The 13,617-nt window shown below is 73.6% G+C and carries 16 protein-coding genes and 8 tRNA genes; 11 read left to right on the top strand and 13 right to left on the bottom strand.

Going from position 1 to position 13,617, the window contains the following annotated elements; genetic code table 11:
• Nucleotides 1-48: 48 nt before the first annotated feature.
• Nucleotides 49-1,233, bottom strand: coding sequence for a hypothetical protein (locus ACFYZR_RS13215; protein WP_391909252.1), 1,185 nt, complete (start codon nt 1,231-1,233; stop codon nt 49-51).
• Nucleotides 1,233-1,832, bottom strand: coding sequence for a DUF4365 domain-containing protein (locus ACFYZR_RS13210; RefSeq protein WP_391909249.1), 600 nt, complete (start codon nt 1,830-1,832; stop codon nt 1,233-1,235). The genes ACFYZR_RS13215 and ACFYZR_RS13210 overlap by 1 nt, the downstream gene beginning before the upstream one ends.
• Nucleotides 1,833-2,007: 175 nt before the next feature.
• On the opposite strand from ACFYZR_RS13210, the gene ACFYZR_RS13205 reads away from it, so the two are divergent.
• Entirely contained in the window at nt 2,008-2,733 is a 726-nt protein-coding gene (locus ACFYZR_RS13205; RefSeq protein ID WP_391909245.1) for an exonuclease domain-containing protein, read from the top strand.
• Between the two features lie 87 nt (nt 2,734-2,820).
• Here ACFYZR_RS13205 and ACFYZR_RS13200 read toward each other — a convergent pair.
• From ACFYZR_RS13200 to ACFYZR_RS13185, 4 genes are all read right to left on the bottom strand, one after another.
• A tRNA-Val gene (locus ACFYZR_RS13200) sits at nt 2,821-2,892 on the bottom strand.
• Nucleotides 2,893-2,953: 61 nt separating this feature from the next.
• Nucleotides 2,954-3,433 (bottom strand): SRPBCC family protein, encoded by a 480-nt coding sequence (locus tag ACFYZR_RS13195; RefSeq protein ID WP_391909242.1) that lies wholly within the window; start codon nt 3,431-3,433, stop codon nt 2,954-2,956.
• A 69-nt stretch (nt 3,434-3,502) separates the two neighbouring features.
• Nucleotides 3,503-3,574: transfer RNA gene (locus ACFYZR_RS13190), tRNA-Val, on the bottom strand.
• Between the two features lie 75 nt (nt 3,575-3,649).
• Nucleotides 3,650-4,081 carry a TIGR02611 family protein gene (locus ACFYZR_RS13185; protein ID WP_391909239.1) on the bottom strand — a complete coding sequence of 144 codons (432 nt, stop codon included), beginning with the start codon at nt 4,079-4,081 and terminating at the stop codon, nt 3,650-3,652.
• 191 nt (nt 4,082-4,272) lie between these two features.
• Between ACFYZR_RS13185 and ACFYZR_RS13180 the strand changes: the two genes are divergently transcribed.
• Both ACFYZR_RS13180 and ACFYZR_RS13175 read left to right on the top strand, forming a co-directional pair.
• Nucleotides 4,273-4,686, top strand: coding sequence for an SsgA family sporulation/cell division regulator (locus tag ACFYZR_RS13180; protein WP_003959770.1), 414 nt, complete (start codon nt 4,273-4,275; stop codon nt 4,684-4,686).
• A gap of 208 nt (nt 4,687-4,894) precedes the next feature.
• Nucleotides 4,895-5,428: a CGNR zinc finger domain-containing protein gene (locus tag ACFYZR_RS13175; RefSeq protein ID WP_391909236.1), complete on the top strand. Its 534-nt coding sequence runs from the start codon at nt 4,895-4,897 to the stop codon at nt 5,426-5,428.
• Nucleotides 5,429-5,479: 51 nt separating this feature from the next.
• Here ACFYZR_RS13175 and ACFYZR_RS13170 read toward each other — a convergent pair whose 3' ends face one another.
• Nucleotides 5,480-5,620 carry a hypothetical protein gene (locus tag ACFYZR_RS13170; RefSeq protein ID WP_164737750.1) on the bottom strand — a complete coding sequence of 47 codons (141 nt, stop codon included), beginning with the start codon at nt 5,618-5,620 and terminating at the stop codon, nt 5,480-5,482.
• A 79-nt stretch (nt 5,621-5,699) separates the two neighbouring features.
• A complete protein-coding gene (locus ACFYZR_RS13165; RefSeq protein WP_391909233.1) occupies nt 5,700-6,125 on the bottom strand; it encodes a hypothetical protein in 426 nt (141 codons plus the stop codon).
• Between the two features lie 167 nt (nt 6,126-6,292).
• Between ACFYZR_RS13165 and ACFYZR_RS13160 the strand changes: the two genes are divergently transcribed.
• On the top strand, nt 6,293-6,799 hold the full coding sequence (locus ACFYZR_RS13160; RefSeq protein ID WP_391909230.1) for a DsbA family protein: 507 nt from the start codon (nt 6,293-6,295) through the stop codon (nt 6,797-6,799).
• Nucleotides 6,800-6,946: 147 nt separating this feature from the next.
• Here the strand turns inward: ACFYZR_RS13160 and ACFYZR_RS13155 are convergent, their stop codons facing one another.
• Genes ACFYZR_RS13155 through ACFYZR_RS13145 form a run of 3 tightly spaced genes read right to left on the bottom strand, consistent with a single transcriptional unit; the run spans nt 6,947 to nt 9,671 of the window.
• On the bottom strand, nt 6,947-7,768 hold the full coding sequence (locus ACFYZR_RS13155) for a GNAT family N-acetyltransferase (RefSeq protein ID WP_391909226.1): 822 nt from the start codon (nt 7,766-7,768) through the stop codon (nt 6,947-6,949).
• Between the two features lie 41 nt (nt 7,769-7,809).
• Nucleotides 7,810-8,631, bottom strand: coding sequence for an aminotransferase class IV (locus tag ACFYZR_RS13150; RefSeq protein ID WP_391909223.1), 822 nt, complete (start codon nt 8,629-8,631; stop codon nt 7,810-7,812).
• Entirely contained in the window at nt 8,628-9,671 is a 1,044-nt protein-coding gene (locus ACFYZR_RS13145) for a chorismate-binding protein (RefSeq protein ID WP_391909801.1), read from the bottom strand. Before ACFYZR_RS13145 ends, ACFYZR_RS13150 begins: the two co-directional genes overlap by 4 nt.
• 230 nt (nt 9,672-9,901) lie before the next feature.
• Between ACFYZR_RS13145 and ACFYZR_RS13140 the strand changes: the two genes are divergently transcribed.
• The 6 genes from ACFYZR_RS13140 (at nt 9,902) to ACFYZR_RS13115 (ending at nt 10,437) form a co-directional block, all read left to right on the top strand.
• Nucleotides 9,902-9,974: transfer RNA gene (locus tag ACFYZR_RS13140), tRNA-Gly, on the top strand.
• Between the two features lie 35 nt (nt 9,975-10,009).
• A tRNA-Cys gene (locus ACFYZR_RS13135) sits at nt 10,010-10,083 on the top strand.
• A 1-nt stretch (nt 10,084) separates the two neighbouring features.
• A tRNA-Val gene (locus tag ACFYZR_RS13130) sits at nt 10,085-10,159 on the top strand.
• A 19-nt stretch (nt 10,160-10,178) separates the two neighbouring features.
• Nucleotides 10,179-10,250, top strand: a tRNA-Val gene (locus ACFYZR_RS13125).
• A 21-nt stretch (nt 10,251-10,271) separates the two neighbouring features.
• Nucleotides 10,272-10,346, top strand: a tRNA-Val gene (locus ACFYZR_RS13120).
• A gap of 19 nt (nt 10,347-10,365) precedes the next feature.
• Nucleotides 10,366-10,437 (top strand) — tRNA-Val (locus tag ACFYZR_RS13115).
• 223 nt (nt 10,438-10,660) lie between these two features.
• Here ACFYZR_RS13115 and ACFYZR_RS13110 read toward each other — a convergent pair.
• Entirely contained in the window at nt 10,661-10,879 is a 219-nt protein-coding gene (locus ACFYZR_RS13110; protein ID WP_391909220.1) for a hypothetical protein, read from the bottom strand.
• Nucleotides 10,880-11,484: 605 nt separating this feature from the next.
• Between ACFYZR_RS13110 and ACFYZR_RS13105 the strand changes: the two genes are divergently transcribed.
• Entirely contained in the window at nt 11,485-12,780 is a 1,296-nt protein-coding gene (locus ACFYZR_RS13105) for a protein kinase (RefSeq protein WP_391909217.1), read from the top strand.
• Here ACFYZR_RS13105 and ACFYZR_RS13100 read toward each other — a convergent pair.
• On the bottom strand, nt 12,755-13,573 hold the full coding sequence (locus ACFYZR_RS13100; RefSeq protein WP_391909214.1) for a TrmH family RNA methyltransferase: 819 nt from the start codon (nt 13,571-13,573) through the stop codon (nt 12,755-12,757). The two genes, ACFYZR_RS13105 and ACFYZR_RS13100, sit on opposite strands and share 26 nt — an antisense overlap.
• Between the last annotated feature and the right edge of the window lie 44 nt (nt 13,574-13,617).

The raw sequence follows: 13,617 nt of genomic DNA, 5'->3' as shown, positions 1-13,617 counted from the left end.
GCTGCGCGCCTGAATCGTACCGAGCCCGGCCAGGTGGTCGCTAAATGGTTATGGCTCGTCGCCGGGCCGATCGGGGTCGCGCCGGTCCCCGAAGAGGTCGAGGTTCTCCTGGAGGTACTTCAGCAGCCGGTCCCGCTCCGCCTCGTCGACCTGGACGGGCAGGACGCCACGGGCCTCGGCCAGCCGGCGGAAGCCGCCCCGGCTCTCCAGCCGCCCGCCGACGGTGACGGGCACCCCGGCCAGGTGAGCGTGGCCGGCGACGCGGTAGTCCTCCTCGTCGAGGGCGATCCGCACCTGGGCGACATCGGCCCCGGCCAGCACCCGCAGCCGCACCACCCCCGCGCCGCCCGGCGTCTCGCGCCGCATCCGCACCACCGTTCCGGTGAGGCGGACGGGCACCGAGGGCTCGTCGCGGATGTAGCGGGCCCCGGCCTCCCGCAGGGCGGGCAGATCGCCGGGCGAGAACTCCACCGGCTCGGGGCGGGTGGCGAAGCCGTACGGCGTCCCCGCGGCGGGCGCCCACTCCACCGCGATCCGGATGCCCTCGGAGCCGCCGACCAGGGTGGCCAGGGCCTGGGTGAGCTCCTGGCAGACCCCGGCCTCCACGGCGGCGTCGAAGGCGTCCATCCGGCCGGTGGCGCGCCGGTAGTCGGTGGCGTCCCGGGCCGCCTGGAGCGCCCTGAGCAGCGCGCCGACCAGCGCGCGGCCGCCCTCGGGGGGCCCGTCGACGGGCACGAAGGCGCTCAGCTCCCGCCCGCCGGCCGCGGGCCCGGCGAGCACGGCGGCCAGGGCCGCCTCGGCCTGCCGGCGGCGCCGGGCGCCGTGGAACCCGGCCCGGCCCCCGGCGGTCTGGGCGGCGGCCAGCAGCATGGCGCGCGCGCCGGTGCGCAGCCGTTCCTGGGCGCCCCACGCGACGGCCGGGGCCCGGCTCTCGGGGATCTCCCGCCGCCAGCGGATCTCGTCGCTGGGCATCCGCAACGCGACGAGGATGTCCCGGGCGGAGGGCGCGGCGCAGCGCTCCAGCGCGGTGAGGGCCTCGGCGAGCAGATCGGCGCTGTCGGGATAGTCGCGGCTCTCGGGCACGAGGAGGCTGGTGCCGGGCCCGTCGGGGGGCGTCCAGCGGCCGTAGCGCCCGGTCTCTCCCCCGCGCCGCCGCCAGCCGTGGCGGGCGAGCAGGGCGCCGAGGACGGCGGGGTCCGGGTGGTGCGGGACATCTTCGGTCGGCCGGTGCATCAGGGTCTCCCTCCCGCCCCGACCCGGGTCATGATCTCGCAGAGCGCTCGGTCGTCGAAGACCCGCGAGGTCGGGATCCGCACGGTGGTCCTGTTCCTGCCGGTCACGGGGTGGCCGGCGAGGTTGGTCCAGTAGCAGCAGTGGCGCAGCGCCAGATGGTCGTGGCCGGCCCGCAGCCAGTCGTCCCGGGCCCGGGGCACGATCATCACGACGAGGATCTTGTGGACCGAGACGGGGGTGCGGGCCAGCTTGACCAGGTGGTCGTTGTCGAGGGTGAAGCCGAACGTCCGGGGCGCACCCGGGCCCGGCGGGCCGGGGGGCCGGGGGGCCAGCTGGTAGGTGCACTTGAGCTGCACCTTGATGGTGACCTCGTCGTCCGTCTCATGGCCGGGGGCGCTGTGGCTGACGTGCCAGTCGATGCCGTTGTCGGGGAAGGGCTGGGCGAGGGAACAGCCGGCGGCGGCCGCGACGGCGTGGAGATAGCCGATCTGGAGGGTCTCCATGCAGGCGGTCGTGGCGAGGGTGCCGCGCCGGGCCGTGAGGGGCCCGGCGGGCGGGCGGGTCACGGGGGCGGCCGGGTCGGGCTGAGCGAGCGCCATGTCCGAAAAACCTTCCGGGCTCGCCGGTGCGGGGTGCGTAAAGGGTCGTACATCTGTGTTGTCTCCAGACGAACTCCCCGGCAAACGGGGGCGGTTCGGGTACGGGGATGCCCGGGTATCACCAGGCGGGGAGGGGAAACACGCCATGTGTCGGACAAGCGCGAGGAGTTGTGCCATGCCGTGCTGGTTCGAGGGGCCGCTCGCGGCCTTCGACACCGAGACGACCGGGGTGGACGTGGAGCGGGACCGGATCGTCTCGGCGGCCTTTGTGACGCAGTCGCAGCCGGGGGCGGTGCCGGTCGTCACCCGATGGCTGGTGAATCCGGGGGTTCCCGTGCCGCAGGAGGCCACCGCGATACACGGGCTGGACGAGGAACACCTGCAACGGCACGGCCGGTGGCCGGCGCCGGTGATGGAGGAGGTCGCCCGGGCCCTGTCGGGTCACGCGGCGCGCGGAACACCCCTGGCGGTGATGAACGCGCCGTTCGACCTGACGATGCTGGACCGGGAGTTGCGGCGGCACCGGGCGTCGTCGCTGGCCGGCTATCTGGGGGGCGCCGCGCTGTGCGTGCTGGATCCCTGGGTGCTGGACAAGCACCTGGACCGCTACCGCAAGGGCCGCCGCACCCTCACGGACCTGTGCCGGCAGTACGGGGTCGAGCTGACGGGCGCCCATGACGCGGCGGCGGACGCGGTGGCCACGCTGGAGGTCGTCCGGGCGGTGGGGCGGCGGTTCGCCTCGCGCCTGGAGCGGCTGACCCCGCCGGAGCTCCACACCCGGCAGGCGGTGTGGCACGCGGCGCAGGCGCGCGGTCTCCAGGCGTGGTTCGCGCGCAACGGCTCCGAGGAGCAGTGCGATCCGGCGTGGCCGCTGCGGCCGGAGCTGACGGCGGCGGCGTGAAGCATGAGGCATGAGGCGCGGGGCCCGGGCACGGCGGGCAACGCGGAAGGCCGGTCCGTCACTTGACGGACCGGCCTTCCGGTGATGTGGGCGATACTGGGATCGAACCAGTGACCTCTTCGGTGTGAACGAAGCGCTCTCCCGCTGAGCTAATCGCCCGGGATTTCCGCCGGGTTCCCCCGGCGACGCACTGAACAATACAGGTCGCGGCGGTCGTCCTTCAAATCCCCGGGCTCCGGCGCTCCAGCAGGGCCCGTAGGCCCCGGCGGCCGGCGCGCATCATCCAGGCGTGGTTGGCGAGGAAGAGGGGGCGGCCGGGGAGGGCGAGGCGGCGCATCAGGGCTTTGCGGACGTCGACGTCCTGCTCGAAGCGGGCGACGCTGCCGCCGGCGCCGTGGGGGCGGATCGTCCAGCGGGCCCAGCCCTCGAGATCGCCGGTCATGACGATCTCCAGGACCCGGGCGGCCGGGTCGCGCCGGCTCTCCCGGGCGGTGATCACGAGCTCGTAGGGCAGCAGGGAGCGGAAGCGCACGGTGCCGCTGATGCCGTCGGCGGGCTCGACGTAACGGACCTGGGGCCACCAGGCGGGGTAGCCCTCCCCGTCCTCCAGCGCGGCGTACACGGCGTCCGGCGGCGCGGGCAGGACCCACTCGTCGTGGAAGCGGTAGTGGTGGACGGAGGGCGTGCGACGACGCGGCATGCCTGCCAGGGCATACGAAAAACCGAGGGTCCGCAAGGGGTGAACCTCGCGGACCCTCGGTCCGTTACGTGGGCGATACTGGGATCGAACCAGTGACCTCTTCGGTGTGAACGAAGCGCTCTCCCGCTGAGCTAATCGCCCGGGCGCACCGCAAACATTACCGCATGTCAGACGGTGCTCCGAACCGCGCGTGCCTGGTCAGGGGCGCGGCCGGGGTCAGTCGCCGGCCCGCCACGGCATCCGGAGCCCGTACTGGGCGACGTACGCGGCCACGAGCCCGCCGACGATCACCAGCCCGGTGACGGTGAGGGTGATGTTGCGGCGGCGCACCCCGGGGTCGAGCGCGCGCTGGGCCGCCTCGGTGACCTTGCGCTTGGTCCAGCGGAGCACGAGCTGGGCCCAGACGAACTCGGTGGCCCAGATCGCCATGCCGGCGAAGATCACCAGCCAGCCGGGGCCGGGCAGGGGCAGCATCACGATCCCCGCGACGACCACCGCCAGCCCGACCACGAAGACGCCGGCCTGCCAGCTCAGATGGAGGGCCCGGGAGCGCCGGACGAAGTGCGGGGCCCGGGAGCCGAGCCGCTCCCGGTCGGTGCCGGAGCCCTCGGCCCCGGCGACGGTCCGCTGGTCACTCTCCGCGTTCATGTGAACCAACGTACCGGAAAGTCCGGAACTCACCGGTTCGGCGGTACCCGCGCCGGAACGACTCGGCCGTCCGAGGTATCCGAACAGTCTCAAAACGGTCAGAGGGGTTTACAACGGCACCGTAGGTGGCATGTCGATTTCGCCGACGTGCGAATCCCCGAGCGCACACTGAGCGAAAGGCCCTGGCGCTTATGAACACCACGGTCAGCTGCGAGCTGCACCTGCGCCTCGTTGTGTCGAGCGAATCCTCACTGCCTGTTCCCGCAGGCCTGCGGTACGACACGGCCGATCCGTATGCCGTGCACGCCACCTTCCACACCGGAGCCGAAGAAACGGTCGAATGGGTCTTCGCCCGCGACCTGCTCGCGGAGGGCCTCCACCGGCCCACCGGCACGGGCGACGTCCGGGTGTGGCCCTCCCGCAGCCACGGGCAGGGCGTCGTCTGCATCGCGCTGAGTTCACCGGAGGGCGAGGCCCTCCTGGAGGCCCCGGCGCGAGCCCTGGAGTCGTTCCTGAAGCGGACCGACGCCGCCGTTCCGCCAGGCACCGAACACCGTCACTTCGATCTGGACACCGAGCTCTCTCACATCCTGGCCGAGAGCTGACGTTCTGACCGGAGCTGACCGGGCGCGCCGGCCCACTCGGGGAGGCCACGCGCCACATGTCCCGCCCTCGGGCGGGGCACGACACCGCGCCGTCACCGTGGAACCACCACGGGCGACGGCGCTGTCGCGCTCCGGAGCCGCTAAAGTCTGCTCCCCGCGGTCGAACACTTGCCGCCTTCGTCCGTCCGGCCAGGGGAGCGAACGATCCGTGCTGATCAACCACGACACCCGGCGCACGCTCGACAGCGTCGTCGATCTGCTGAACACCGACCTCGACGGCTTGCCCGCGCTGCGGGGGTTCGCCGGGCGGCACGAGATCAACGGCATCGGAGCGCTCGGGGAGCAGGACCTGGCGGCCGTGCGGTCCATACGCGACCGGCTCACCCAGGTGTTCGACGCCCAGGACGCGGCGACCGCGGCGGGGCTGCTCAACGCCCTGGTCGCCGAGGCGGGCACCACGCCCCGGCTGACCGACCACGACGGCCACCCCTGGCACGTCCACTACTTCGCGCCCGGCGCCTCGCTCGCCGAGCACCTCGCCGCGGACGGCGGCATGGCGCTGTCGTTCCTGCTGGTGGAGGGCGAGCTGGAGCGGCTGCGGCGCTGCGCGGCGCCGGGCTGCGGACGCGCCTTCGTCGATCTCTCCCGCAATCGCTCACGGCGCTACTGCGACGGCCGCACCTGCGGAAACCGTCTGCACGTCGCCGCCTACCGGGCCCGCCGCCGGGAGGCCGGGGACTGACCGGGCGGGGACCGACCGGGCGGGGACCGACCGGGCGGGGGTCCCGGCGCGTCACCAGCGGTAGAGGTCGTGCACGGCGGTCAGCAGGATCAGCGTCCCGACAAAGGCCAGGAAGAACATCAGCGGCGGTTGGGACAGCGCGAACAGACAGCCGCGCGGTTCATCGGTGATCTCGGCCGGTTCGTCGTTCATCTCCCCGAGATCATGGCGTAGCCGTGCCGCCCGGGCTCACCAACACGTCACTCATGCGAGGGAGTTCGGCAGAAGTTCGTCAGATTCCGTGTTTCTTCAGTATCGCTTCGATGTCGGAGAAGTCCTCGTCGCCCGAGGCGGGCTTACCCCGGCGGGCGGGCCCCAGCGAGGGCGCGGAGGCGGCGGGCGCCACGACGTCACGCCCGGGGCCCGGGGCGCCGGCGGCGGCCCGGCGCTCCTTGCGGCCGCCGCCCCGGCGGTCGGCCGCCCGCCCGGCGAGGAAGAGCAGGGCCGACAGCGCCAGCACACCGAAGCCGGCCCACACCGTGGGATCGAGGACCAGCCCGGTGAGCCAGTCGATGACGCCCGTCAGGACCAGCCCGACGGGGATGAGCGACCACGCCGCCAGGCGGATCGCGGCGCGGAAGCGCTTGCGGTACGCCGTCACCAGGGCGATGCCCAGGCCTGCGGCGGACACCGCGGCGCATACGGTCGAGGTCAGCATCCGGGTCCTCCCGCCGGTGACGTCCGTTCGTCTTCCATCGTGCACCGGGCACCCCCGGAACGGCGATGAACGGGCCCGGGATCGGGGAGATCTCCGGGTAACCCGGAGCCCTTCTCCTCCCCGGGGGCGAGACGGCGCCCCTCGGCACGGGCTGGAAGACTGGCCCCATGAGCGATTCCGACACCCCCCGCGCAGTGCTCGACGTCTGGTGCGAGCTTCAGTGCCCCGACTGCCACCAGGCCCTCGACGACATCCGGGCGCTGCGCGCCCACTACGGCGACCGGCTGGAGATCCGGCTGCGGCACTTCCCGCTGGAGAAGCACAAGCACTCCTACGCGGCGGCCCAGGCCGCCGAGGAGGCGGCCGAGCAGGGCAAGGGCTGGGAGTACGCCGAGGCCGTGCTGGCGCGGACCGAGGAGCTCGGCGCCCGGGGCGAGCAGGTGCTGGTCGCGGTCGCGAAGGAGCTGGGGCTGGACGCCGAGGAGGTGGACACCGCGCTCGTCGACGGCCGGCACATGCTGATCGTGGACGCCGACCAGGCCGAGGGCAAGGCGATCGGCGTGACGGGCACGCCCACGTATGTGATCGGCGGGGAACGGCTGGACGGCGGCCAGAGCCAGGAGGGGCTGCGCGAGCGGATCGAGGAGATCGCGGACCGTCTCCTGGCGGGCTGAGCCCCATAGGGGCGCGGGGAACTGCGCGACCGGCCAGAAACGGCCCGCGGTCGGCGGACGGCCGTCGCCAAGCGGCGAGGAGCCGGTCCGGGTCGGCTGCGGGCCGTATGTGGCTGGTCGCGCAGTTCCCCGCGCCCCTGGCGGGGCTCACAGCAGCGGCTTGTACAGGTGATAGTGCGTCGGCTCGTAGCCGAGCGACTCGTACAGCCGCAGGGCCGGAACGTTGCCCGCGAACACGTTGAGCCCGATCGTGCGGGCCCCCGCCGCCAGGGCCTCGCGCTCGGCGAGGAGCATCAGGGCGCGCCCGTGGCCCCGCCCCCGGAAGGGCGCGCCGACCTCGACGTCGAAGACGAAGGCGCCCGTGTCGCGCAGCATCACCCAGAGCGTGCCGACCTCCACCCCGTCATGGGCGAGGACGCGGAAGACGGCACCCGGGCTGGCCGGGCCCAGCGGCAGCGCCGAGGCGTGGTCGTGGTCGGCCTTGGCCTCGGCCATGTCCCGGGGCACGCCCCGGTCGACCCAGTCCTGGACGTAGCCGGCCTTGGAGGCCGTCTGCCACCCCTCGAAGTCGTCCTCGTCCATGGGCCGGGCCGCGCTGCCCGCCGGAAGGCGGGGGGCGTCGGCCAGCCGCTTGGCCATGGTGCGGGAGCGTTCCGTGTAGCCGAGCGCGCCCACCAGGCCCAGGGCGGCCGTGGCGTCCGCCGGGACGGACACCGCCACCTGCCCGCAGCCCCAGCCGCGCAGCACCTCCTCGGCGGCCAGCAGGGCGACCGTGCCGCGCCCCCGGTGCCGGTCGCGCTCGTTCACGGCGAGCCGGGTGATCCTGCCGACGCGCGGCCCGAACCCGGCGTCGGTGGAGAGGCCGATCCCGCCGACGGGCCTGCTGTTGACGCAGATGTCGTAGGAGCGGGACCTCCGGCCGTCCGGTTCTCGTCGCTCGGGTGCGGTGGGGCGCAGCGTGGTGGTCACGTTGGTGTTGTACCGGGCCCCGGCTTCCCCGTCATCCGGGTTTACGGATCGATGTCCGCGGCCGAGCGCTCTTCGAAGATCCGCATCGCCTTGGCCGTCACCGGGCCCGGGGCGCCGGGCAGTTGGCGGCCGTCGAGGGCGCGGACGGCCTGGACGTCGCGGAGGGAGGAGGTCAGGAAGACCTCCTCGGCGCGCTCCAGGACGTCGAAGGGCAGCTCGGTCTCCTTGGCGCCGGCCCACTCGACGACGAGGGCACGGGTGATGCCGGCCAGGCAGCCCGAGGAGAGCGTCGGGGTGTGGAGCTCGCCGTCGAGGACGACGAAGACGTTGGAGCCGGTGCCCTCACAGAGCGCGCCGACGGTGTTGGCGAACAGCGCCTCGCTGGCGCCGTGGGCGCGGGCGTGGGCGAGGGCGACGACGTTCTCCGCGTACGAGGTGGACTTGGCGCCGGCGAGGGCGCCGCGCTCGTTGCGGGTCCAGGGGACGGTCACGGCGGCCGTGGCGGGGGCCGGGGCCGTGTGCTCGGCGAGGGCGACCACGAGGGTGGGCCGGGCGGTGCTGCGGTCGGAGCCGAGCGGGGCGATGCCCCCGGTGTAGGTGACGCGCAGCCGGCCGAGCGGCGTCCGGTTGGCCTCCAGGACCGCCGTGCAGGCCCGGTGGACCTCGTCGAGGTCGGGCTCGGGCAGGCCCAGGAGGCGGGCCGAGGAGGCGAGCCGGGCCAGATGGCGGGTCATGGCGAACGCCCTGCCGTCGGTCGCCTTGAGGGTCTCGAAGACGCCGTCGCCGACCGTGAGTCCGTGGTCGAACACCGAGACGCGCGCGCTGTCCGCGTCGCGGAGCGCGCCATCGCTCCAGATGATCACCGTTCCGTCCCTCCTGCCGGCTGATGTGTGCCCGACGCTATCGCGAGGAGGCGGGCGGCCTTGAGTTCCGTCTCGGCCCACTCGCGCTCCGGGTCGGAGCCCCAGGTGATGCCCGCGCCGGTGCCGAAGCGCAGCACCGGGCCGCCGGTGGCGGTGCGGTCGATCCAGAAGGTGCGGATGCCGACGGCGAGCTCGCCGGTGCCCCGGTCGGCGTCCACCCAGCCGATGCCTCCGCAGTAGGGGCCGCGGGGCGCGGTCTCCAGGGCCTCGATGATCCGCAGGGCGCTGCTCTTGGGGGCGCCGGTGACCGAGCCGGGCGGGAAGGTGGCGGCGAGCAGCTCGGGCCAGCCCGCTCCCCCGTCGAGTTCCCCGCGCACGGTGGAGACGAGGTGGACCAGGCCGGGGTGGGGTTCGACGGCGCAGAGCTCGGGGACGGTCACCGATCCGGTGGCGCAGACGCGGCCCAGGTCGTTGCGGACCAGGTCCACGATCATCACGTTCTCGGCGTGGTCCTTCTCCAGCAGGTCGGCGGCGGTGCGGCCGGTGCCCTTGATGGGGCCGGAGGTGACCGTCGCGCCCTCGCGGCGCAGATAGAGCTCGGGCGAGGCGGTGGCCACCTCGATGCCGTGGGCGGGCAGCCGGACCATGCCCGCGTAGGGGGCGGGGTTGCCCCGGGCCAGCAGGGCGGTGAGGGCGTCGACGTCGGCGCGGTCCGCCTCGGGCAGGGGCGCGCTCAGCACGCGGCAGAGGTTGGCCTGGTAGACCTCGCCGGCCGCTATGTGCTCGCGGACACGGCGTACGCCCGCGATGTAGCCGTCGCGGTCCAGGGAGCTGGTCCAGCTGTCCGGGGCGGGGCCGCGCCAGGAGGCGCCGGCCTCGGGCCCGGGCGCGGAGGCGGGACGTACGTCGCCGAAGCGGGCGCAGCACAGCCCTCCCTCGAAGTCGGCGACCACGGCCCACCAGCCGGTGGACTCCAGGGCCGCCGGGTCGGTGGTGACGTCGCGCAGATCGGTGGCGAGGAGCCCGCCGAAGCGAGCCATCGGGGAGGGCGTCGGAAGGAGGCTGTGCACGTCATCGAGTCTAGGGCGGGGCCCTCGGGGGCCTCACGGACGGCGGCCGGACGACGGCCCGGAGAACGATCAGCGCAGCATGCTGGGCAAACGGAATTTGAGCTGGCGCCGGAATCCGCTAAAGTTCAACACGTCGCCGGGACGCGGAAGCGAAACGGCGGAGAGCAGCTCCCGGGTGAAACCCCCGGGGGAGGCCAAATGCGGACGTAGCTCAGTTGGTAGAGCACCACCTTGCCAAGGTGGATGTCGCGAGTTCGAGTCTCGTCGTCCGCTCGAGTTGGGGGATCTTCCCGAACCCCCGCACTCCTGGTGGAGTGGCCGAGAGGCGAGGCAACGGCCTGCAAAGCCGTCTACACGGGTTCAAATCCCGTCTCCACCTCCAAGGACGATTAGCTCAGCGGGAGAGCGCTTCCCTGACACGGAAGAGGTCACTGGTTCAATCCCAGTATCGTCCACCAGGTCCGCACGGACCTTCCCGCGCGATTAGCTCAGCGGGAGAGCGCTTCCCTGACACGGAAGAGGTCACTGGTTCAATCCCAGTATCGCGCACGCAGCACACAGCACCATCCCGGACGATTAGCTCAGCGGGAGAGCGCTTCCCTGACACGGAAGAGGTCACTGGTTCAATCCCAGTATCGTCCACCAGGTCCCCATGGACCTTCCCGCGCGATTAGCTCAGCGGGAGAGCGCTTCCCTGACACGGAAGAGGTCACTGGTTCAATCCCAGTATCGCGCACAGACCGGCCGGGGCCGGAGCTCGGAAGAGCTCCGGCCCCGGCCGCTTTTCGCTGCTCCCACCCGGGCTCCCACCTGGGGCTGTGCTGATCCAAGAAAACGCGACGGCCGGGTACCTCCCCAGGTACCCGGCCGTCGTGCCGTCCGCCGCACCCCCGTCCCCACGGGGTTCTTATCCGCCGGTCCGCCCGGCCCGGGCCGCTCTCCCGGGCGCCGTGGGCTTTTCAGTGCCCCAGCAGTCCGGCCACGGACGACGCTTGAGTGACGACGGCGTCCCAGCCGCCGAAGGCGAAGGCGAGGAGCGCCGCCAGCGGCAGCACCATGGCCGCCGCGATCAGCGGATGCCGGGTGGCGGAGGGGCGGTCGCCGAGGGCGCCCTGGACCTGGTGGGCCTGCGCCCGGCCGGGCGACCGGTGGGCCGTGCGCCCCGCGATGTCCGCCACCGCTCCGCTCCTTCACATCCGTCGTAGGGATCCGTCGTAGGCAGCGGCGGGCACCTGACCTCGGGGGACGAGTGTGCGTGCCCGCCGCTTGCCCTCAAATCTAGGCGCGGCGACCGGCCCGGTCGTCATGCCCTCGTACCCCTTGGGCGTTCTCCGGGAGGATGAGGCCGGGCGGCATGGGCTACTCCCAGGGGTGGAGAACGACGGCCCCGGACCCCGGGTCTTCCCCCAGGGGACGTCCCCGGGTGACTTCCCTCACTTCCCGCCCGCCCCGGTGGGGCGCCCGTACGGCCCTCCGCCCGGCCCCTTCCCCCATCGCGTCATACGTTCGGGTCATGCCCCGGGCGGGCGGCCTCCGACCCGCCGGGCCGCCACGGACCGCGTCAATCCCCTTCTCCGTACGGGATCTTGAGAGGCCGTCCCGGGGCCGTGGCCGGGCGTCCCGGGCCCCAGGAGAGGCCCGCGCGCCCCTCCCCCGGCACCGGTAATCCACTCGCCGACGCATGCGCGGCCTCTGAGCGCGACCGTCCGTCAATCCGTAAGCTGTGGCTCGTCAGAGGCCGGGCAGCTAAGTGGGGCAGCCCCACCGGAGGTAGGGGACGAAGATGACGATGATGCGGCTCCGGCGCGAGGACCCGCGAGTCGTCGGCTCGTTCCGGCTGCACCGGCGGCTCGGCGCGGGCGGCATGGGCGTGGTCTACCTGGGCTCGGACCGGCGCGGCCAGCGGGTGGCGCTGAAGGTGATCCGGCCGGATCTGGCGGAGGACCAGGAGTTCCGTTCCCGCTTCGCCCGGGAGGTCTCCGCCGCGCGGCGGATCCGCGGCGGCTGTACGGCGCGGCTGGTGGCCGCCGATCTGGAGGCGGACCGCCCGTGGTTCGCCACGCAGTACGTTCCCGGACCCTCGCTGCACGACAAGGTGACCGAGGAAGGCCCCCTGTCGGCGGCTCAGACCGCGTCCATCGGGGCCGCGTTGGCCGAGGGCCTGCTCGCGGTGCACGACGCGGGAGTGGTCCACCGCGACCTCAAGCCCTCCAACATCCTGCTCTCCCCCAAGGGCCCCCGCATCATCGACTTCGGCATCGCCTGGGCGACCGGGGCCTCCACCCTCACCCATGTGGGCACCGCGGTGGGCTCGCCGGGCTTCCTGGCGCCGGAGCAGGTGCGCGGGGCGGCCGTGACCCCCGCGACGGACGTCTTCGCGCTGGGCGCCACGCTCGCCTACGCCTGTACGGCGGACTCTCCGTTCGGGCAGGGCAGTTCGGAGGTGATGCTCTATCGCGTGGTCCACGAGGAACCGCAGCTCATGGGCGTCCCCGACGCGCTGGCGCCGCTGATCCACGCGTGCCTGGCCAAGGACCCGGAGGAACGGCCCAGCACCCTTCAGCTGTCGCTGCGGCTCAAGGAGATCGCGGCCCGTGAGGCGCACGGCATCGGCGAGGGCCGGCCGCCGTCCCCCCGCCGCGAGCCGGACCGGCCGTCGGTGCGCAGTGCCGCGCAGTACGAGCGGCAGCGCACCGAGCGCCGTCCGGGCAGCGCGCCCACACCGCGCCCGCAGCGGCCGCACACCCCCGAGCGCCCGGCCGAGGGGGTACGGACGCCGGAGCGGCGGCCCGCGCCGCAACGACCTGCGTCCGGCCGGGGGACCCGGCCCGGGGCCCGTACGGGCGCGGGCGCCCGGCGGCCCGGCCCGGACCGCAAGCTGCTGCGGCAGCGGCTGATCGTGTTCGTGGTGGTGACGCTGCTGGTGGCGCTGGGGATCGCGGCGGCCCAGGGCTGTCAGGGCCCGGCCCGCTCGCTGGGCGGGGTGCCCTCGGCGCCGGTGGCGGCGGTGCCGACGCCGGTGACCTCCACCGGGGCCGGCCCCACCGCGGCGGTCAGTCCTGGGGGCGCCCGCTCGTGACCGCGTAGAAGGCCACGGCGGCGGCCGCTCCGACGTTGAGCGAGTCCACGCCGTGGGACATGGGGATGCGTACCCACTCGTCCGAGGCCCGCAGGGCCCGGTCGGACAGGCCGTCACCCTCCGCGCCGAGCATCAGCGCGACCCGCTCCAGGCGGTGCGGGGCCGCGTCGTCCATCGAGGTGGCCCGCTCGGCCGGGGTGAGGGCCAGGATCCGGAACCCCGCCTCGCGGACGGTCTCCAGATCGCGGGGCCAGGACTCTAGGCGCGCGTAGGGCACGGAGAAGACGGCGCCCATGGACACCTTCACCGAGCGCCGGTAGAGCGGGTCGGCGCAGTCGGGCGAGAGCAGCACCGCGTCCATGCCGAGGGCGGCCGCGCTCCTGAAAATCGCCCCGATATTGGTGTGGTCGTTGATCCGCTCCATCACCACGACGCGCCGCGCGGTGCGCAGCAGCTCCCCCGCCTCCGGCAGCGCCTTGCGCTCCATCGAGGCGAGCGCGCCGCGGTGCACGTGATAGCCCGTCACCCGTTCGGCGAGCTCGGGGGTGACGACGTAGACGGGGGCGGGGCTCTCGTCGATGACGTCGCGCATCACCTCGACCCACTTGGCCGTCAGCAGCATCGACCGCATCGCGTAGCCTGCCTGGCCCGCGCGCCGGATGACCTTCTCGCCCTCGGCGATGAAGAGCCCCTCGGCGGGCTCGCGGCGGCGGCGCAGCTCGACGTCGGTCAGGCCGGTGTAGTCGGTCAGGCGCGGGTCGTCGGGGTCGTCGATGGTGATGATGTCGGCCATGGGGCGCCGCCTTGTCGTGCTCGTGGTGCCGGTGGTGGTGTCTC

Origin of the sequence: Streptomyces sp. NPDC001678 (genome assembly GCF_042892945.1) — a bacterium.
Classification (GTDB): domain Bacteria; phylum Actinomycetota; class Actinomycetes; order Streptomycetales; family Streptomycetaceae; genus Streptomyces.
This window is presented reverse-complemented; position numbering and strand designations above follow the sequence as displayed.

Coding starts and splice junctions, on each gene's coding strand:
- ACFYZR_RS13215 (WP_391909252.1), bottom strand. CDS start 1,233: ATGCACCGGCCGACCGAAGATGTCCCGCACCACCCGGACCCCGCCGTC.
- ACFYZR_RS13210 (WP_391909249.1), bottom strand. CDS start 1,832: ATGGCGCTCGCTCAGCCCGACCCGGCCGCCCCCGTGACCCGCCCGCCC.
- ACFYZR_RS13205 (WP_391909245.1), top strand. CDS start 2,008: ATGCCGTGCTGGTTCGAGGGGCCGCTCGCGGCCTTCGACACCGAGACG.
- ACFYZR_RS13195 (WP_391909242.1), bottom strand. CDS start 3,433: ATGCCGCGTCGTCGCACGCCCTCCGTCCACCACTACCGCTTCCACGAC.
- ACFYZR_RS13185 (WP_391909239.1), bottom strand. CDS start 4,081: ATGAACGCGGAGAGTGACCAGCGGACCGTCGCCGGGGCCGAGGGCTCC.
- ACFYZR_RS13180 (WP_003959770.1), top strand. CDS start 4,273: ATGAACACCACGGTCAGCTGCGAGCTGCACCTGCGCCTCGTTGTGTCG.
- ACFYZR_RS13170 (WP_164737750.1), bottom strand. CDS start 5,620: ATGAACGACGAACCGGCCGAGATCACCGATGAACCGCGCGGCTGTCTG.
- ACFYZR_RS13165 (WP_391909233.1), bottom strand. CDS start 6,125: ATGCTGACCTCGACCGTATGCGCCGCGGTGTCCGCCGCAGGCCTGGGC.
- ACFYZR_RS13160 (WP_391909230.1), top strand. CDS start 6,293: ATGAGCGATTCCGACACCCCCCGCGCAGTGCTCGACGTCTGGTGCGAG.
- ACFYZR_RS13145 (WP_391909801.1), bottom strand. CDS start 9,671: ATGGCTCGCTTCGGCGGGCTCCTCGCCACCGATCTGCGCGACGTCACC.
- ACFYZR_RS13105 (WP_391909217.1), top strand. CDS start 11,485: ATGACGATGATGCGGCTCCGGCGCGAGGACCCGCGAGTCGTCGGCTCG.
- ACFYZR_RS13100 (WP_391909214.1), bottom strand. CDS start 13,573: ATGGCCGACATCATCACCATCGACGACCCCGACGACCCGCGCCTGACC.